Here is a 21410-nt window from a genome sequence, read left to right on the forward strand (position 1 = left end):
GATATGAAAAGGAAATATTTATATATATTATTAGCACCTGTTTTGATGACTTTCTTCGGGTGTGAAGATAACCTGGATACTGCACCTGAAGGGGATACGGTAACTCAGGGTATCAAGGAAGATGTTTATAGCAAAGATCCTGCCAAGGCAAAAGCGAGTGTAAACTCCATTTTTGCTCAGTTTACACAGTATGCGCCTAACTACACAGCATTAGGTGACGTAACACGTCACAATGACTTTGGTTATCCGTCTGTAATGATGTTTACTGATGCCAATGGTGAGGATATGGTAATGGAGGTTATTGGTTATAACTGGGCCAACAGTAGTCTTGACTTTTCTGATCGAGAGTTTGATTCTAATGAAGCACAGATTGTTTGGAACGATTTGTATTCCATTATTTACAACTGTAACAATGTTATTTCATCAATCGATCCTGAAACAACAGAGACGCCTTCACAATTTTATTTAGCACAGGGTCTTGCCGCCCGTGCATTTAGTTACTGGAATTTGGCACAGTTATATCAATTTAACTATAAGGGTAATGAAACTGCTCCTTGTGTTCCTATTGTTACCGATGAAAATGCCAATGATGTTGCATTGAACGGTGCGCCAAGAGCAACTGTACAACAAGTATATGACCTGATGTTAGCTGATGTTAATACGGCAGTTACATTGTTAAATGCTGCTGCTGAAGCAGATGATGCTGTTGTTCGTGATGATAAGCGCTATATCAGCCTTGCTGTTGCTTACGGTTTACGTGCCCGTATCAATTTAACAATGCACAACTATGCTGAAGCTGCTGCCGATGCACAAAGTGCAATTGATGCAAGTGAGGCATCTCCAGGTTCGGTTGCTGATGTAGGAAAACCTACATTTATGACTGTTACTGAGAATAACTGGATGTGGGGTATTATCATTAATGAAACGGATGGTGTTGTAACTTCAGGTATTATTAACTGGATTTCTCACCTGGGTTCTCTTAACTGGGGATACTGCAACTATAACGGTGGACGTCAGATAAGTAAGAAATTATATAACACTATTCCTGATACAGATATTCGTAAGGGGTGGTTCCTTGATGCCAATGGAGAATCAGCTAATCTGACACCTGAGCAACAAGCGCAAATGGTATCAGTTGGTTACCGTCCTTATACGCATGTTAAGTTTGCTCCTTATAACAATGAGATTGCAACAACAACCAATGCGAATGACGTGCCATTGATGCGTATTGAAGAGATGTATTTAATTAAAGCTGAAGGTCTTGCGATGAGCGGAGGAGATGGTAAAGGTGCGCTGGAAACATTTGTACAAACATACCGTGATCCGGCATATACATGCTCAGCTTCCAGTCCGGAAGGTATTCAGGAAGAAATATTCCACCAGCGTCGTATTGAATTATGGGGTGAAGGAATGAATTGGTTTGACATCATGCGGTTAAATAAGGGTGTTGACCGTCGTGGAGCTGGTTATATCAATGCCTCTATGGTATTTAATATTGCTCCAAAGAGTGATATCATGTTATGGCGAATTTCAGAGCCTGAGATCGAAGCTAACCCACAGATTAGCCACGGTGATAATAACCCGGCAGCACCTGCTCCGGAACCAGTACCAGATACCGAGTAATTTGTTTCACTTTTAATTTAGATTATATGAAATTTAATAAATTATATATAGTGCTTCTGTTCGCTATGACAGCTTTATTTGTGGGTTGTAGTGACTTTGAAGATACAGTTGAGCCAAGTCCTTTAACTCCAGAAGGATGTCAGGGCGTTTATTTTCCAACATCAAACAAAGCGTTGTTTGAGTTAGAGCCTGCAGATGCTAGGGAATTAACCTTAACAATTGCTCGTAAAATGGAATCAGGTACTGCTGAAGTTCCTTTAAAAGTAGAGATTAATACGGATGACATTTTTGATGTTCCGGCTACAGTTAGTTTCGCTGATGGAGAAACCGAAGTGGAATTTAAAGTTACCTTTCCTGATGCAGGAGAAGGAACTGCTTACAACTTAAAAGTTGCTGTAGAAGGTGACCAGTTTGTAGATCCTTATGCTTCAACAACTCCTTATGTTGTTACTTCAGCATCTCGTGTTAAGTGGGAAGTGTTAGCAGATCCATGGATTTATGTAGATGGCGTATTTACGGCCGGATATAAAGTAAGTTCTTTGCCAATGTATGTTGACGTCGAAAAAGCACAATTGAGTGATGCTGTACGTTACCGTTTTAAGAATGCTTACGATGTTCCAACCGGAGGCCCTGACGCAGATGGAATTTACGACGGATATCCAAATAATGAAGAAGGTCACTTTGATGAATCAAAAGATTATTATACAGTTATAGAAATTGATAATCCATCAGGTAAGTCTGGAAATGCGGTTATGCCAAGGCATGAGATTGGCGTGAATTGGGGCTACGGTGATATATCAATAGGTTCGGTACCTGATAAATACGGCGTTGTTACCGCCGATGCGATAACTTTTGGCGATGGTGCTTTGTATATAAGTGAGTCGGAATATAATGATGGTGCAGCTTATGCAGCTTCAGTACCAACTGTTATTTACACCAATAAAGAGGCATTTATTAAGGCTAACCTTAAAATTACTGATTTTAATGATGTTGATTATAAAACCATTGAAGGTGAAGTAAGTGAGTATTGGTCGGCAGCAATCAGTAAAGACTGGGCTCAGACAATTGCTAAAGCAATAGACGCAGATCCTGAAAATGACGAAAGTGATTATAAAAATCTATATTATCTTGCCGATTTGTATGCCAATGGTAAAGGTTTAGCTTTCTATTATGAAGAAGGTGGTAAAGTAAAAATACCTGCAGATCAGGCAACAGGTTTGGAAGTGTTCGGTCAGGAAGTATACGTATCTCAAAGTGCAGATGTTGAATCTTCTGTTGAGGTGAATGGACAAGGTTATACGGTTTACACCCTCGGTATGTTATTCCATTATGAGGATGGAACAAAAGTTGGTGAATTTGCTGAGAAGTTCTATTATGGTAAGACGAAGTATACGTTTGAAATAAGTGATTTCATTGGACATTTTGTATTAAGTGGACCAAGTGTATTCGATAAACCTGACGCTGCTATGGCAATTGAAATAGCAGAAGGCACAGAGGCAAATACATTGATCATAACAGGTATGCAATATGCTGAAGAGGTTGTTGCAACATATAATCCTGCAACATCGACAATGAGTATTGCTCCTCAGGCTTTAGCCGATTATGGTATATATGATATTGCATTGTATACATTTAACAGTGTAGAGGAAGTTCCTAGCGGTGTGGCAACAATTGACTTATCGTTTAGTGTACAGAATACTATTACAGTTTCACATACAAGCGAAATGGATGGATATCTATTGTATTCTAAAGCTGTCGGTGGATGGGTTTCTGGATATTATGATATCGTACTTACGCCTACAGAAGCTCCTGCTGAAGCTTCCGTGGCTTATGGTTTCGACTCTATGAAAGCATATCCACAAATTTCACCATTGAAGAATGCTGCTGATGCAGGATTTAACTTCAAAGTTGAAAGTAAAATTGATTCAAGACCTGTTAAACAGAATGCAACTCCGATTGTGTTCTAATTAACCAATCATATTTAATTGGAAGAGGATGTTAATTACAGCATCCTCTTTCTTTTTTTTGATCAACTTTTTTCTTTTTTATAGTAAATGGAGACTCGAGTTATTTAGCCCGGATTTTATTGCGATATTTCATTATTTCGACCTTTATTGTGATTACTTAAATCATTGTTAGTAAATACTATTTTTATACCTTTACACATCTTACGTTATTCTAAACCTATATAAATGAAGACGCTTAACCTGATTATTATGCTGACCCTTGTTGTAAGCTGTCAGTCGGTCAAAAAAACAGCAGACGCCAGTGCCTTTGATAAAGCAATTGCCGAGCACTTTGATGGCAAAGTTAAAAAGCTTTCTAATACCTCCGGAACATTCATTATTGTTACACAAACCAATGAAACAAGTATGAAATTACCGGGGAATGCACTTAAGTTTGGCATATATGATGTTAAGAAAGAAAAGCTTGTTTACATAGAGGAGAAATACAATGCACATGCAAGTTGGTTTAATGAGGAGTACATCCTGATTAAATCTCAACCAGGTGTTAAATCGACAGATCCTGAGGTTGATAATTCAATGAGGCAATATTACATCAATGCCAAGACATTAGAAAGATTTACACAATTACCCAATTAATATTTAAACCTTTAGAATGAGAAAGAATTACCTAATTATTATTTCCCTGACTGTTTTAGGGATAGGGCTTTTTTTGGCCCATTCCGTAAATAAATTTAATGAAAACGATGAGCTTAAATCATCTGATTGCCTTATTCAGGATCAGATAGATGCGAAAATTAAACGTCGTGCAAATGGCTATGCCAAACAGGATAAGCCCGATAAGTTTTTGGAACATATATACATGCTTAAAACAGGTGGAAATCCTGACGTTGATTATAAGTTCAATAATGCGCTGAACGAACTTAAAAGTGCAAAACTGAATTCCGCACAGTTAAAAGGAATCAAGGCTTTGGATTGGAAACAGCGTGGACCTGGTAATGTTGGTGGTCGCACCCGTGGTTTAATAGTTGACCCTGACGATGCATCCGGTAATACCTGGTTTACCGGACCTGTTGGAGGTGGAGTTTGGAAAACAACTGATGGCGGATTAAGCTGGTCTGCATTGACAATGGATTGGCCAAACTTATCTGTTGCTTCATTAGTAATGGCTGATTCAAACCATGACGTACTGTATGCCGGTACCGGTGAAGGCTTTGGAAACCTTGATGCTATTAAAGGTAATGGTATCTTTAAATCAATTGACAGGGGGCAGTCATGGACACATATGGCATCAACCAAAGATGATGCCAATTTCACCTATGTGAGTCGTTTAGCCATTGATCCTGCCAATGAAGACATTGTTATGGCGGCTACTAATACTGGTATTTACCGAAGTATCAATGGTGGTACATCATGGACAAATGTATATGTTGCTGAAGGCAGGATTCAGGACTTGAAATCAAAATCAGGAGATTTTAACACACTTTATGCCACAGATAATAACATTGGGATTTTAATGTCTATTGATGGAGGAATATCATGGAAACTGGTAAAAGAAATCAATAAAGGTCGAATTGAATTAGCAGTGTCTGATAATAACCCTGAATATATTTATGCACTGGCAAGTACTTCAGATTTATATTTATCAACCGATGGCGGCGATAACTGGAAAGAGACTACCGCTGAACCAAAAGTAACATTCCTGAGTGGACAGGGATGGTATAATAACACCTTGGTCGTTAACCCTGACGATCCATCAAAATTATATGTTGGCGGACTTGAAAATTATAGCGTTTCAGTTGATGGAGATGTAGCCACTTCCGGTGCTAATGTGTTCGATGTTCAGGTAAATAACGTATCATTTTTATCATGGTTGGATATTGGAGGAGAGTATTTAGCCGGTGGAGTTAAAATGGAATCAGCTAATGCTTCAATGTACACAGATGTTGAAATTACTTTTGGTTCAGGAATTACTCAAAAGGCACATCGTTTTACAACTAACTCTTCAGCATCGGTACCAGATGCTTCTGAACTGACATATGTTGATTATGTTGAAGTACCATTTAAGGTTGTTAACAAAACAAGTGGACAACAATTGATGGTTTCCTTCCTGGATAGTAACAATGACGGCGTGTTTGAGCCGGGAACCGCTACTAAAGAGCAGGTTTATATTCATGTTCAAAATTACGATGAAACAAATGCTTCAGCTGATATTTCAACTGATAGCGGAGCTGAATATAACAGAATTGTTGTGCTCAATCCAATTGTAGCAAATGACTATGTATGGGACGCCGCTAACCTTCCTGCAGCGACTATTAATTTTGAGGCCTATGAATTAAAGAGTAAGAATATTTCATCATCACAACTAACTCTTTGGTATGGGTATGGACAAAGTAATTACTCTCATGCTGACCACCATAACCTGACTATTGTTGAGGGAGTTGGTAATCCATTCCGAATTGTGGACTGTAATGATGGTGGAGTATTTATTTCTGATGATGGAGGAGTAAGCTGGGAGGAACGTACCGCCGGCTATGTGACATCGCAATTCTATGGTGTTTCAAAACACCCTACAAAGGATATGTATATTGGCGGACTTCAGGATAATGGTACATGGCAATCTCCCGAAAATCCCAATGCGTCGAGTAAATGGGAAGATAAATGGGGAGGTGATGGTTTCGAGACAGCCTGGAATGCCAATGATCCCGATAAAATGGCCATGTCTATTTATAACAATGAGATAAAGATTACAAATAATGGAGGTCAGTCATGGTTTACAGCCAATATCGGTGACACAGGTAATGATGCTCCTTTTGTGACAAGAATAACCAACGAGGTATCTGAACCAGATTTGTTATTTGTTGGTGGTGCATCAGGTGTTTGGCGCTCTGATGATTTTGGAATTAACTGGAAACTGATCACAATGCCTGCAGGTACATGGAATTATGGTAGTGATTTTCCTCATATAGCGATAAGTCCTGTAGATAGCAAATATGTTTGGGCCGGTAATGCTATCTCTGCGTCTAATGCACTGGCATACTCCACTGATGGAGGGTTGAGTTTTAATAGTATGCCTACTCCGGTTGGTGCAGGAGCATATATGTCTGAATTGATTGCTCACCCTACCAATGAAAATGGTATTTATGTCTTATTTGCTCAAAATGGTCATCCTAAAATTCTGTATACCGAGGATCAAGGAGAAAACTGGACCGATTTAAGTCAGTTTGAAGACGGAACAAGTACCAATGGCTTCCCAAATGTTGCAGTTTATTCATTGGCGGTAATGCCTCATGATAATGATATTTTATGGGCTGGAACTGAGATTGGGATCTTCGAATCAACAGATGGAGGACAAAGCTGGCATTTTGCCAACAACGGTCTGCCTGCAGTATGTATCTGGGATATTAAAATTGTAGGTCAGCAGGTTGTTGTTGCCACTCATGGTTTAGGAGTATGGACAGTTGATATTCCCGAAATACTTAATGTTCTTAAAAAGCCTGTAGTTAAGGCGGGTAAAAATCCATTGGGACAAATTTCTGTGGAATTAGAATTAGAGTCGGCATATGAAACTGTTGAAGTGTATGTTGATGATGAGTTGAAGAAAACCTTTGAGAATACGAGCATAGGTGTCATAAGCGATGTTATTGAGCATTCAACAGCTAATCAATATATGAATGTAAAAGTGAAGGGAATAGTTGGAGATAAATCAGCTACATCGGTAGGTGTCAATGTGGAAAACTATAATTTGTATGCACCGGTTCAGAAATATGTGAATCCTTTTACAACAAATCAATACGATTTTACAGGTTCATCATTCTCAATATCAGATCAATTATTTGATAACTGGGCCATTCATTCCGATCACCCTTATGCTAAAAATGAGGATGTTGTTTATATGCTAAATTATCCGATTGAGGTAATGGAGAATTCCGAAAAATCAATATTGTCATATCGTGATATTGCCTTGGTTGAAGCAAGTCAGCCCGGATCAAATTATGGAGATGAGGCTTTTTATGATTATGTTGTTGTTGAAGGAACCACTGATGGTATAACATGGAAGCCATTAAAAGATGGATATGATGTTAATGCATTTGATAGTTGGAAAGAATTTGCTAAATCAGGAATCAACTCGACTCCAAATTCATCAGCTTTATTGGAAACGCATTCTATCAATCTTCAAAATACCTTTAATGCCGGGGATGTCATCCTAATTCGTTTCAGGTTATACTCTGATGATAATACAACAGGTTATGGTTGGGTAATTGATGATTTGAATATTCAGGAAGCATCAACTGAAACACAAAACCTATCCCTTTTCGGAGGTATAAATCCGCAAGGAAAAATTGGTATCAGGCTTGATTTGAAGCAAGATTATGACCTAGTTGAATTATACGTTGATGATGAGCTTTATGAATCATATAATAGCGTGAGTGCAGGAACAATAAGCGAAGAAATCACACAAAGCTCGTCGAAAGCTATGATTAGTGTACACGTAAAAGGAATAATGAATGGGGTAACTGTTGTGACAGATTATTTAAGTGTTGATAACTATGCACTGAAAAATCCTATTCAGAGGTATATGACCTCCTTCGCAACTAATCAAACTGATTTTATAGGTTCGGCATTTACAATTTCTAAAGAGCTATTTGATAATTGGGCCATCCATTCACAACATACTTACTCTGCCAATGATAATATTTCATACTTGCTGACCTATCCGATTGAAGTAATGGAAAGTGGAAAAGCATACATTACCTATAGTGATATTGCATTAGTTGAGGCTGAAACAAATGCCTATGTTGTTGTTGAAGCAACCAAAGATGGTATCGAATGGACGGCTTTGGAGGAAGGATATAATGTTGAAAAATCAGCAAAGTGGAGCACATTTGTTAATGATAATGATATAAGCTCCATACCAAATTCCAAAGATCTTTATGAAGAACATACAGTTGATCTTCTTGATAACTTCAATACAGGTGATATTGTACTAATTCGCTTTCGATTGTTTTCCGGCAATTCAGACAAAGGCTATGGTTGGGTAATTGATAATCTTATGATTCAGGAAACAGGTACCGCCATTGATGATGATCATACAACCCTTGCTAAATTCGAAGTAGGTCCAAATCCTGCTTCAACGTTCATTGAATTAAATCTTAATTCAAAAGAGAGAGGTGATGTAAGTGTGGTTATTTATGACATGACCGGAAGGACCGTTGTTGTTAAAGACTTCTATAAAGAAGCTGATATGTGGGAACAGACAATTGAATTGGGTCATTGTGATTCAGGCGCTAAAATTGTTACGGTAACGATTAATGGAAAAGTTTATAAAAAGAAAATTATTTGTCGTTAGAACGACCTTGCTGATGCAGGAAAAGAGGTGCTTTTGGCACCTCTTTTTTTGTTGAATGAAGCATAAATAGGCTTGGAAGTCATTTTTTTTATTTTTTAATCCAATGGAAAACTTGCATTATAAAAGGATTTCGGAATTTCCTATGTCCAGACCTAATATTTATTACACTACATTTTGTTAGTTTATCTTATCTTTATCACTACCAGTTAGTGATTTGTGTGTGTTGGATATTTATTATTGTTAGTAGACGCCATTCTTATTAAGGATTTTAGTTCCTGAAATTTTAGCAATGAAATGTGTGAATTTCATATTTGTTTCATGATGCAAATATTCAGATTTAGATTAAACCTTTTAATAGAAAAGCCAAAGACCTGTCATAAATCTGATCCTGGCAAAAAAATGACTCTAATCTTAAACTGAGTTACAGCTAACGAAAGTGAACAGATTAAGTTATTGGCAGTTTATTATATACAGAAATGCCAGTAAAGCACATTAGATTGGTATTTATTCAGAAGTTGTCTAAATCCATTTATAAACCTTTAATCAAAGTTTAATGAAGAAACTTTACTTCACATTAATTGTAATCTCCTTGTCAGTTGTAGGTTATCTGTATCTACCACAAAAGAGGCTTAATCCTGTTAAGGGAGAAGTGGCATTAACTCCGCAGGAAATTAAACAGAAAGAAATTAAAGCAAAAGCAGAGCGACGAAATGCAGGTTATGCCAAACCCGATAAGCCAGATGAATATCAAAAATACTTATATTACCTAAAAACAGGTAATGATGCCTCAAACGAATATCCGCACAATCATCAGCTAAAAGAGTTGAAAAGTGCTAAATTAAAATCGGCACAATTAAAAGGGAGTAAAGCTTTACTCGATTGGGTAGAGAGAGGGCCTGGTAATGTTGGGGGGCGAACAAGAGGCTTTCAAGTTGACCCTAACGATATCAGTGGTAATACATGGTTTGCTGGTTCCGTTGGTGGAGGTATTTGGAAAACTACCGACGCCGGTCAAAACTGGGTGCCTGTTTCAGATGACTGGCCTAATATGGCAGTTAGCTGTTTAACTATTGCCCCGTCAAATTCTCAGGTTATATACGCAGGTACAGGTGAGGGGTTTTACAATCTGGATGCCATAATGGGTAATGGAATATTTAAAAGTATTGATGGTGGTGAAACATGGAACTTACTAAACGCCACAGAAGACAATAGTGCATTCCGTTTTGTTAATAGAATTGCAGTAGATAAAGACAATGAAAATATAGTATATGCCGCAACTAATCGTGGTATATACAAATCAGAGGATGGAGGCTCAAGTTGGAATACTGCGTACCAGGCGTTATATAACAATGACAACTATGTGAGACGAGTACAGGATTTGAGAATGTCTCCATCTGATTCTGATATATTAATTGCCGGAGTTGATAATTATGGAGTAATTCAGTCGTTTGATGGAGGAGAGACATGGAAGTTAGTTCACAGCTTAACTGAGGGACGTGTTGAGATTTGCATATCTGATTTAGATAATGATGTCATCTTTGCTCTTACTTCTCAATCCAACCTGTCAATGTCTACGGATGGTGGTGACAATTGGGTTAAAGTTTCTTTCTCAGGTACCGAAGTAGCCTACTTATCAGGGCAGGGTTGGTACAACAACACAATGGTTGCGCACCCAAGCGATGAAAATAAACTGTTTATCGGTGGAGTTGATTTATATAGTGTCACAACTATTGATGGTGCCTCAAATGGAACACCTGCCTTTGATATTATTGATAACACGGGGGCATATTTCGTTTATGGAGATATTGAAGGCCAGTACCTTGGAGGAGGTGTTAAAATAACACATGAAAATGCAACCGGTATAGGTACTGTCGAGATTCGATTTGGTGCGGCTAACTCTCAAAAGGCTCATCGCTTTACTGTCGATAATTCTTCAGCACTTGTTGATAATGCTGACCATGTCTATATAGACTATGTTGATGTTCCTTTCGAGGTTTGGGATACACAAAACGACATGCAGTTAATGGTTTCGTTTAGAGATGCTGACAGTAACGGAAGCTTCAACCTGACAGGTACGAGTGTTGAGCAATTATATATTCATAGTGATCAATACAGTGAGTCTGCTTCTGAAACTATTGGTATTGACGGTGGAGTAGGTAGTAATCAGGTCGCTGGTGTTTATCCTAGAATGGCCACAAATGTTAGCTGGGATCCAGGTAGTTTTGTTAATGCTGTACTTCATTTAAACAATATTGAGCTAAAGAGTCAGTTAATGACCTTTGAAAAAATCAGCAGGTGGAATGCCAATACCAATGAAACAGACTATGTTCATGCTGATCATCATAATTTGATTGTTGATACAGGTAATGGAACGCCATTTAGATTGATTAGTTGTAACGATGGAGGTGTAGCTTTCTCTGAGGATGGAGGAACAAGTTGGTCTAGTCCCAATGACGGATATAATACTTCACAGTTTTATGGTGTTACTCGTCATCCCAACCTTGATCGTTATGCAGGAGGATTGCAGGATAATGGAACATGGATGTCGGGAGAAAACCCTGCTAAGTTGACAGCATGGGGAGAAATTGCTGGTGGCGATGGATTTTCAACAGTATGGAATCAGGAAGACCCTGACAAAATTGTTGGCTGTTATTACTACAATACCCTTTTTGGTACATACGATGGAGGTCAGACCTGGAGTCTGCTAAGCGGTGTTCATGGCTACAACAATAGTGAATTGTCTCCATTTATTACTCGTATTACCAATTCAAAGAGTAATCCTGACTTATTATTGGTCGGAAGTAAAGACGGAATTTCTACTTCTGAAGATTTTGGTTTAAGCTGGGATTTGGTATCAGTGCCTGCTTCAGCCTGGAGTGCCGGGGATTATAATCCGCAGATTGCCATTAGTCCAGTTAACCCTCGTTATGTTTGGGCAGGAACAACTGTTTCTGGAGGTCAGCCAATTGCATTGTCAAAGAACGGTGGTAAAACATTTGGACTGGCAACGACTCCATTTACGACTCATTCTTCAAATATTTCAAGAATTGTGGCACACCCTACCGATGAGAATGCAGCTTTTGTACTATTCTCGCAATTCAGTAAACCAAAGATTTTTAAAACAGATGATCTTGGAGAAACCTGGACGGAGCTATCAGGTTTTGGCACTTCTATTAGAAGCTCAAACGGTTTCCCTAACGTTGCTGTTTATTCTTTGATCGTCATGCCTCATAATACAGATATAATCTGGGCGGGTACTGAAATAGGATTATTTGAATCAACTGATGGTGGAGAGTCGTGGTTATACGCTAATAACGGCTTGCCTGCTGTTTGTATATGGGATATGAAAATAGTAGGACAGCAGGTTGTTGTCGGTACGCATGGACGAGGTGTTTGGACGGTAGATATTCCTGAAATACCAACTGATATCCTGCAACCGGAAATAAAAGCAGGAAAGAACCCCACAGGTAATCTGGCTCTTGAATTTGTGCTGAAACAAAATTATGATATTCTTGAACTTTATGTAGACGATGTTCTACATAAGACTTATGAGAATGTGACAAGTGGCACAATTTCAGATGAGATAGCTTACTTAAGCTCAATGTCGTCAGTTAGTGTACAAGTGAAAGGTATTGTTGGTGAACAGTCTGCCTTATCAGAATACCTTGTTGTTAAAAATTATCAATGGAAAGAGACCGTTCAGAGGTATATGAATTCGTTTGCTACGGCCAGGTATGATTTTATTGGCAATTCATTCAGAATATCAAAAGAGTTATTTGATGAATGGGCTATACATTCAAACCATCCTTACGAAGAAAATGCCGATATGACTTATGTATTAAGTTATCCAATAGAGGTGCTTGGAGAAAATGAAGCATTTCTTTCATACAGTGATATAGCCATGGTTGAACCGGGAGAACCGGGTACTAAGTTTGGAGATTCCGAATATTGGGATTATGTGATTGTTGAAGCGACCAAAGATGGTATAAATTGGGTACCGTTGGCAGATGGTTATGATGTTAATTACTCCGAAAAATGGAAAGATGCCGCCGGAGCCGATAGCGATTATAATACAATTGATGATGAGCCAACTTCTGTTGATCTCTTTGAGGAACACTCCATTAATTTGCATGCTACCGGTGATTTTACTACTGGTGATGTTATCCTGATTCGCTTCCGTTTATATTCAGATGCGAATGCTACGGGTTATGGTTGGATTATAGATAATTTAATTATACAGGAAACAGGTACGGCAGTTGAAAGCGAAACTGACGCTGAATTCACATTTGCCGTTGGACCTAATCCAGCTACAGATTATTTACAATTAAAGCTTGGCTCTGAAGATAGGGGTGATGTTAATGTTGTTATCTATGATATGTCAGGTAAAGCTGTTATAATAAGAGATTATTATAAAGATTCAGATAGCTGGTCTCAAACAATAGATCTTGACCAGAGATACTCAGGTACAATGATCATTGCAATCAGTGTCAATGGTAATGTTTATAAGAAGAAAATTGTTTGTCGATAGTGACATTCAACATATTCGTTTAAAAGAGGTGCTTTTGCACCTCTTTTTTGTTTAAGTAAGATTATCCGGAACTGTTATTTATATTGAACTTTAAAAATTTATTATATAAGCAGTTAATCAGTGTATTATCCAAAGGCTTATTTAGAATCATTTGTTAATAAAAGATAAAAACATCCGAAACTATTGGAAGGAAGTATCTTTTAGTGTATATTTGTTCAACAATTTTGCAACGAAATAAAACACAACGATATGACCGCAGTTCAGTTTGACCAAAAATTATTAAGCATGCAAGATAAGCTGCTTTATTTTGCATTGAGCTTAACAGCAAATGATGACGATGCTCGTGATTTGCTTCAGGAAACCACGTTGAAAGCTTTGACGTATCGCGAACAGTTTGTTAATAATACCAACTTTAAAGCCTGGGTGTTCACCATTATGAAGAACACATTTATTAATAACTACCGTCGTGACCAGAAAACGAGAAATACATTTGACAGCACAGATGATGCTATTCGTGTGGCTTATAAAAAGAATTACGCATCTGAAACCCCAGAAAATGTATATGCTGTTATGGAAATGAATTCTAAGGTTGAAAAGCTGGATGATGAATTCAGAATTCCTTTTAAAATGCATACGCAGGGATTTAAATACAAAGAGATTGCTGAAAAGATGGATTTACCAATTGGTACAGTTAAAAGCCGAATTTTCTTTACACGTAAGAAATTGCAGGAAATGCTAAAAGATAAATAGTGATAGATCGAAATAGAATATTAGCCGATGTAATTTTTAGTAAATTGCATCGGTTTTTATTTTATAGGTTATTAGATTTAAAAGTCCATAATCTAATTGTCTGAAACCTCATTTTAATAGTTTAAATTGTAGTATAATATAGTCTTCAAATAGATATGAAAGAACAAAGCAAAATAAAGCGCTATCAACGCATTTATGAGCAAATAAAGCAGTTAATTGAAGCGACTGATAATCCTGCTTCCCGGATGGCTACAATCAATGCAGTATTGCATCACAAGTTCACTGACTTTTATTGGACTGGTTTTTATGAATTGGTAAAGGGCGATTTATTGGTGAGTGCTTACCAGGGGCCGGTTGCTTGTCTAAAACTAAAGAAAGATACTGGTGTATGTTGGGCAGGAATAAATCGTAAGGAAACAGTTGTGGTACCAAATGTTCATGAGTTTCCGGGACATATTGCCTGTTCATCTGCGACCAATTCAGAAATTGTCGTACCTGTGTTTAATAAGGAAAACGAAGTCGTCGCTGTATTGGATATTGATAGTAAGGAGTTCAATACTTTTGATGAGGCAGATAAGCGGGAGTTGGAAAAGATTGTGACACTAATTTACGCGTAATGAAGGTATTGATAACGGGCGGAGCCAAACGAATCGGGAATTACCTTGCTAAGCATTTTGCAGTCAAAGGTTACGATGTGATTTTGCATGTTAATCGTAGCATATCAGAAGGTGAAGCCCTGTTATCTGAACTCAAAAATAAGTATAAAGACCAGAATTTTAAACTGATTCAATGTGACCTTAATGAATGGAAAAAGGTTGCTAAGGTGTTTAAGGAGACCTTTGATAATATAGGTTTACCTGATGTCATCATCCATAATGCAAGTTATTATTTGAATAAATCCCTTGCAGATACCCAGGAAGATGATATGGAACAAATGATGGGTATTCATTTGTTTTCACCAATGGTGATTAATAAAGCCTTTTATAAGCGGGGTGGAAAAGGAAATATTATCTCCATTCTTGATACAGCGATTCAAACAAATCAGACCTCGCATGGCATGTACCTCTTATCTAAAAAGTCACTGGCCGATTATACCCAAATGATTGCCAGGGAATGGGCGCCAACTATAAGGGTTAACGGCATCGCCCCCGGACCTGTTTTGCCTCCTGAAGAAAAAGATGCCGCCTATTTTAATGAGGTTGTAAAAAATACTCCACTTCAGTCTCAGGTGCAATTATCGAGTATTTCCGACTCCGTTGATTTTATTTTACAGAATAAAAACATGACTGGTCAGGTAATCTACTGTGATTCCGGTCAACATTTGTTATAGTAATTCGTTTTATCCTTAGAAATTGTTAAACACTATGGGAACTCTAAGGATAAAGAATCTGCTCTTACGAAGCTATGTCGGTTTTAACCCGCATGAAATTGGCAAACGACAGGATCTGATGCTGAATATTACCATCAACTATCTTTCAGGGAATGAAGAAAAGTCAGATAAGCCTGAAGACGCATTAGATTATCGTACCATCACAAAGCAAATTATTGATAAGGTAGAGCACAGCAAATTTAATTTACTTGAAGCCATGGCACGTATGGTCCTTGATACAATAATGAACTATGAACGCGTAAAGGCAGCAGAAGTTGAAATTGACAAGCTACATGCCTTACGATTCTCTGAAAGTGTTTCTATTACACTGTCAGATTCCAGGTAATAACAACTAGGATATTCGATGACTTATTAAAACACAAGACTGCTAAAACAGGTCTTAAAATAGTCCGGAGTTGTTCCACGACTCAAAACATTAATAAACGGTTTAAATATGGAAAAACAAGTCGTAATCGGATTAGGTTCTAATATTAATGCAGGTGTTAATATTCCAAGGGCACTTAATGAACTTAATGTGTTGGGTAACGTATTAAAGGAGTCGGAAGTACTTGTAACTAAACCTATCGGAATAAAAGAGCAGAACGACTTTTCTAATAGTGTCGTTTTAATGAAAGTGCCCCTTTCAGAATCAGATTTAACCATAAGGCTCAAGCAAATTGAAGACAAACTGGGGCGCGACAGAAGTCGCCCTAAATTCGGTCCACGGGAGATAGACCTTGATATAATTGTTTATGATGATGTGATCGTAGATGATGATTACCATTCCCGTGATTTTCTGCAAAAACTGGTTGCCCAGGTATGGGAAAAAAAATAGAGTTGGCTCGCCAGAACCAACTCTACACCTTTATCACCATTATTAACCTAACCTTTGCTAGGTATGAAAAGAAATTACAATTTAAAACTCTTACTGATATTCAGTGATACCCACATCAGATTCTTATCCATCCCTGTTGGTAGTAATGCATCTAATGTCCTTTGGTAGTTTACACTGGTCGACAAAGTTACCAGCTTCACGTCAAATGAACATGACAAATGTTGTGAAAAGAAGCCCCAACCCGGGTCAATTGCTGTACTGACGGCGCCTTGGTTGTTGCTAATCACCGATTTAGCTTCTAAATTTACCTTTTTGTATTTTTTGTTAAATTTTATTAAAAATTCATGAATGCCAGCCGCTCTGATCCCCATGTCACGGCCTAACTGGTGGTAGTAATAGAAGTCGTAACCGGTGGTTATTTTTAAAGCAGAGTTTTCAGAGACTAAAAATGGAAAGTGAATGCCCGCATTGTATTTCATGCCCTGGTAATAGTCTTGAATGTCAGACTCGTTATTTACAGGAAGATACCAGTAATTCACATAACCATGAACGTTGATATTCCATTTTTTCTCCGGATCGAGCAAATTGACTTTATGGTCAACAATGATATCCCATTCATCCAATGCTGAAAACTCGCGATCGTAAGGCAGGCTAAACCAAGCCATAATTGTTGGTCCCTTATTGATCGAATAATAAACACCAGGTTGAAAACATGCCTGATTGGCACTAAGCGTACGGCCATGAGCCAGATAATTGGTCGTATTACCCCAATCAACGCTAAGCGTGTTTTGTGCACCTAACTGTGCAACCATAATAGCCGCTAAAGCTACTAACACAATTCTTTTCATTCTGTTCCCTTTAATAATGTACTTGATAAAATCGCGGCAAAAATAAATGCACATTCATTTGGAAACAATGACAATATCAGGAAAAAAACATGATAAAAATCGCTGTGTTAATAATTGTAAAACAGGAACTAAGCAGCTTTTTAAGCAAGAGCATTATAAACCGCCAATGAGTTAAGCATTATAAGCCCTGTTTTCTTAAGCTTTCAGAATATATTTTTAATATACCTCTTAAAGATGCTAATCGTAAATGATTGCGATGATACAGATTGAGAGTTAATAAATATGTTACGATTTATAAAATAGATACACCTGGTAAAATTGAGCTACTTGTTTATGGCAGGTAATCGAAAACGCCTGGTAACGCATAAACTTTTAATTGCATAAACTGGCTTATTGCAAAATCTTTTCTACTTTTAAACGACATACAATAACCTTTCAGTGACCACATGAATAATTTAAAGCGGCGTTTTCATCAGATAATTGTGATGCTGTTCTGTCTGGCCTTACCATTTCAGGCCTGGTGTCAGGAAGAATCAGAGCTGGATATGCTTGAGAAACTTAAGAACGCATCCAATAAAGAAAAGGTACAGATCAACAATAAGCTCTCTAAGCTTAAAATGTATGATGATCCGCAAAAAGCCATTAAATATGCCGGGCAGGCCCTGCAAATCGCTATTCGAATCGATGATAAGCGTGGCATGGCAGAAGCATATACCAACCTTGGTATGGGCTATTATTTTACCAATGACTATGAGCGCCTGAAAGACTCTTACCGAAAATCATTATCGGCCTATCGCTCCATAGGCGACAACCAAAGTATGTCTACTTTATCATCAACTTATTTCAGGTTAAACCAGTCAGAAAAAGCCCTGAAGAATTACAAACGCTCCTTAAACCTTTATATCAAAGAAAAGAATTGGAACAAAGTTGCCGAGACCTGCAAGAACATGGCGGATGTTTATAAGAATATTACCGACTACTCAAAGGCTTTGCATTATTACGAAGAAGCACTGAAAATTGTGGAAGAAGGAGAAGGGGATAATTCTAAAGGCGAAGTTATTCGATTATTGGATCAGATAGGCCAAATCTATTTCTTTCAGAAAGAGTTTGATACTGCGCTCATTTACTTTACCCGAATGAAACAGATCCTCGAGGAGAGAGGTGATGAGCGAAATATCTCAATAGTGCTTAGCAATATTGCCAACACTTATTATTCTATGGGTGAGCTTGAGGAAGCGCAAGCCTACTATGAGGATGCCCTGACAATGCAAATTGAGCAAAACGGACATTGGGAAGCAGCAATGAGCCTGATGCGTATTGGGATGATAGAAGCAAAACAAAACAGGTATCATTCAGCCATTAAAAGTTATAATAAAAGTGTACGCCTGGCTAAACTGGCGCAAGCCAATGAGTTACTTCGCGACAATTACCTGGTGCTTTCTGAAGCCTATGAGGCACTTGGGAATTTCAGAAAGGCATACGAATATCGTATACAACATTCTGATTTGTCTGAAACCATGGTGATGGAAGAAAATATTACCAACTTTGTTGACGCTATGGCACTTCAGGCTTTAGAAGAAAAACAGCAGGAAAACGAAATATTGCAAACCAAAAATAAAAACTACCTGCTCGAGCTTGAAAAGGAAAACCTGATTCGATGGCGCTTGTCTTTTGGATTTACCATTCTTATTATTTCCATCCTGGTGTTTGTAACCTATTACCGCTATTACCTGAAAGGGCAAGAGAACAAAAACCTGGAGCAACGCATTGCCGAAGCTTTGAAAAAACAGGAAGAGCAGCAGCAGATCATTATGCATCAAAGTAGTTTGACGTCATTGGGAGAGTTGGCTGCTGGGATTGCGCATGAAATCAACCAACCGGTTCAAAATATTTCATTGTCAGCAGAAAGCATAAAGTATGAGTTGGAAGAAGAAAACGTTGATGCCGCCTTTCTAAATAAGTCGGTAAATGAGATATTTGAAGATATTGTTCGTGTACGCCAGATCGTTGACCATATACGTATTTTTAGCAGCGGTCAAAAAGATGAGGTTGAGGAGGAATTTGATGTTAGTGATTGTGTTCGGGCCGCCTCATCAATGATTGGAAGTCAGTATGCCAACCACCACATCAAATTATCAATGGTGTTATCTGATAATTTGCCTTGTGTATTGGGTAATCCACATAAGTTAGAGCAGGTGATTCACAATTTACTGTCCAATGCAAAAGATGCGGTTGAAGAGCGCAAGCTGAATGAACCGGATTTGAAAATGGAGGTTGAAATCGAGACCTATTATCAAAAGGAAAATGTTTGCCTGAAAATAAAGGATAATGGAGTTGGTATCTCGCAAAATCGTAAAACAGATATCTTTTTACCCTTTGTAACGAGCAAACAGTTGGGAAAGGGTACCGGACTGGGACTGTCAATATCATATAGCCTGATAAAAGAAATGCGTGGGCATATAGAGGTAGAGAGTGAGTCCGGGAAAGGAACGTCAATGTTGGTAATATTGCCACTAGCTGAAAATATATAGAATCCAAGAAATGAACGATTTAAAAGTGCTTATACTGGATGATGAATCCAGAATTACGGAGAAGTTGAAGTACCATCTTGAAAAGAGAAAGTTCAAGGTATTTACCGCCAACACGCCCAATGATGGCTTTGCTGTTTTAGAGAAAGAACGGCCTGGCGTATTGATATTAGATGTTATGCTTCCGGGGATGAATGGTCTTGATATTCTTCAGAAAGTAAAGGCTGAATATCCCAATCTTGAAATTATCATGATAAGTGGCTATGGAGATATGGACATGGTGATACAGGCCATGCGTCAGGGTGCTTCTGATTTTATTCGTAAGCCTTTTCAAATAATGGATATTCAATTGGCCATTGAACGCACTGAGAAATTTCTAATGATGCAATCGAAACTGGAGGCGGCAGAAAACAGGGGTGTTTTGGTATCCAAGGAATTGGAAGGTATGATTGAAAAGGATTTTGTTGGTGAGAGTGAGCAGATTAAAAAGGTGCTTAAAATGGCACTTAAGGCGGCTGAAGATGGTGACGTCAATGTATTGGTAACTGGTGAAAACGGAACTGGAAAAGAAATCATTTCCCGTATTATCCATTTTGGTAGTCCACGAAAAAAACAGGTGTTTGCCCCTGTTAACAGTTCAGCTATTCCCGAGTCGTTGCTGGAAAGTGAATTCTTTGGTCATGTAAAGGGTGCGTTTACCGACGCCCGTGATGAAAAAAAGGGGTACTTCGAACTGGCCAGTAAAGGCACCTTATTCCTGGATGAAATTGCGGATATGCCATATGCCCTACAGGCCAAGTTATTACGTGCTATAGAAGAGAACCGTATAAAACGGGTTGGCAGTAATAAAGAAATTCCGGTGGATGTTCGTATTATTTCAGCTACCAATAAAGATATTGAAGAGCTTATTGGGGAGAAGCAGTTTCGCATTGATCTGTTCCACCGAATTAATACCATTGAGATTAATATACCGCCATTGCGCGAACGCCCCGAAGATCTTCGTCCACTGTTGGAGCATTTTGTGACTAATATAGCAAAGAAGAAAGGTAAAAAAGTGCCGTCGATCTCAGGGGCTCTGGTCAATAAGCTGCAAAAGTATCATTTTCCCGGCAATGTGCGTGAATTAAGAAATATGGTTGAGCGTGCTATGATCCTGTCAGATAATGATAGCCTACTGCCTGAAGACTTTCCTTTAAGGGGAGAGGATTCCGGTAATTCTGTACCCTCTAATAATGGCAATCTGAACCTTGATGATAATGAGATACAGTTAATAGAAGCTGCTTTAAAAGAAACCGATTTCAACCAAACACGCGCAGCTGCTCTTTTAGGTATTAGTCGCGATGCCCTGAAACGTAAAATTAAAAAATTTGGTGTTGAAATAACTAAAGGATTCATTGATTAAGGGTATTGCTTATTCTGTGAGCGCACATCGTTTATAAATGCCTTTATGCTTGAGATACAACTGCACCTGAAGTTCAGAAGGTGCAGTTTTTTTATATAGAAGTACCAACACACAGTTGCACTGGTAAAGGATTTAAACATAAACAATCAATCATCGTTAAATGGCTGTTTGAAATCATTACAGATCAAAACCAACTTCTGGTTCTACACATCT

At 38.2% G+C, this 21410-nt stretch carries 13 protein-coding genes; 12 read left to right on the top strand and 1 reads right to left on the bottom strand.

All coding sequences use genetic code 11. The features are described from left to right. The first annotated feature begins 3 nt into the window (after positions 1 to 3). From ACRD69_RS13830 to folK, 10 genes are all read left to right on the top strand, one after another. Entirely contained in the window at positions 4 to 1623 is a 1620-nt protein-coding gene (locus ACRD69_RS13830) for a RagB/SusD family nutrient uptake outer membrane protein (RefSeq protein WP_430815688.1), read from the top strand. A 26-nt stretch (positions 1624 to 1649) separates the two neighbouring features. Beyond that, positions 1650 to 3590 (top strand): hypothetical protein, encoded by a 1941-nt coding sequence (locus tag ACRD69_RS13835; RefSeq protein ID WP_430815689.1) that lies wholly within the window; start codon positions 1650 to 1652, stop codon positions 3588 to 3590. Between the two features lie 225 nt (positions 3591 to 3815). Further along, the gene (locus ACRD69_RS13840) at positions 3816 to 4226 is read left to right on the top strand and encodes a hypothetical protein (RefSeq protein ID WP_430815690.1); all 411 of its coding nucleotides are present in this window, start codon (positions 3816 to 3818) and stop codon (positions 4224 to 4226) included. Positions 4227 to 4242: 16 nt separating this feature from the next. After that, the gene (locus ACRD69_RS13845; RefSeq protein ID WP_430815691.1) at positions 4243 to 8937 is read left to right on the top strand and encodes a T9SS type A sorting domain-containing protein; all 4695 of its coding nucleotides are present in this window, start codon (positions 4243 to 4245) and stop codon (positions 8935 to 8937) included. Positions 8938 to 9490: 553 nt separating this feature from the next. After that, complete coding sequence (locus tag ACRD69_RS13850) at positions 9491 to 13465, top strand: T9SS type A sorting domain-containing protein (protein ID WP_430815692.1); 3975 nt, start codon at positions 9491 to 9493, stop codon at positions 13463 to 13465. Positions 13466 to 13714: 249 nt separating this feature from the next. Continuing rightward, positions 13715 to 14215: an RNA polymerase sigma factor gene (locus ACRD69_RS13855; RefSeq protein ID WP_430815693.1), complete on the top strand. Its 501-nt coding sequence runs from the start codon at positions 13715 to 13717 to the stop codon at positions 14213 to 14215. A 155-nt stretch (positions 14216 to 14370) separates the two neighbouring features. After that, on the top strand, positions 14371 to 14832 hold the full coding sequence (locus ACRD69_RS13860; RefSeq protein ID WP_430815694.1) for a GAF domain-containing protein: 462 nt from the start codon (positions 14371 to 14373) through the stop codon (positions 14830 to 14832). Next, entirely contained in the window at positions 14832 to 15545 is a 714-nt protein-coding gene (locus tag ACRD69_RS13865; RefSeq protein ID WP_430815695.1) for an SDR family oxidoreductase, read from the top strand. Before ACRD69_RS13860 ends, ACRD69_RS13865 begins: the two co-directional genes overlap by 1 nt. Positions 15546 to 15579: 34 nt before the next feature. Beyond that, the gene (locus ACRD69_RS13870) at positions 15580 to 15930 is read left to right on the top strand and encodes a dihydroneopterin aldolase (protein WP_430815696.1); all 351 of its coding nucleotides are present in this window, start codon (positions 15580 to 15582) and stop codon (positions 15928 to 15930) included. A gap of 108 nt (positions 15931 to 16038) precedes the next feature. Next, complete coding sequence (folK, locus tag ACRD69_RS13875) at positions 16039 to 16419, top strand: 2-amino-4-hydroxy-6-hydroxymethyldihydropteridine diphosphokinase (RefSeq protein WP_430815697.1); 381 nt, start codon at positions 16039 to 16041, stop codon at positions 16417 to 16419. Positions 16420 to 16493: 74 nt separating this feature from the next. Here the strand turns inward: folK and ACRD69_RS13880 are convergent, their stop codons facing one another. Next, positions 16494 to 17267, bottom strand: coding sequence for a hypothetical protein (locus tag ACRD69_RS13880; protein ID WP_430815698.1), 774 nt, complete (start codon positions 17265 to 17267; stop codon positions 16494 to 16496). A 446-nt stretch (positions 17268 to 17713) separates the two neighbouring features. Between ACRD69_RS13880 and ACRD69_RS13885 the strand changes: the two genes are divergently transcribed. Together ACRD69_RS13885 and ACRD69_RS13890 are read left to right on the top strand one after the other, a co-directional pair. Further along, the gene (locus tag ACRD69_RS13885; RefSeq protein ID WP_430815700.1) at positions 17714 to 19798 is read left to right on the top strand and encodes a tetratricopeptide repeat protein; all 2085 of its coding nucleotides are present in this window, start codon (positions 17714 to 17716) and stop codon (positions 19796 to 19798) included. A 10-nt stretch (positions 19799 to 19808) separates the two neighbouring features. Next, entirely contained in the window at positions 19809 to 21197 is a 1389-nt protein-coding gene (locus ACRD69_RS13890) for a sigma-54-dependent transcriptional regulator (RefSeq protein ID WP_430815701.1), read from the top strand. The last annotated feature ends 213 nt before the right edge of the window (positions 21198 to 21410 follow it).

This window comes from Carboxylicivirga agarovorans (assembly GCF_050589845.1).
GTDB classification, from domain to species: Bacteria; Bacteroidota; Bacteroidia; order Bacteroidales; family Marinilabiliaceae; genus Carboxylicivirga; species Carboxylicivirga agarovorans.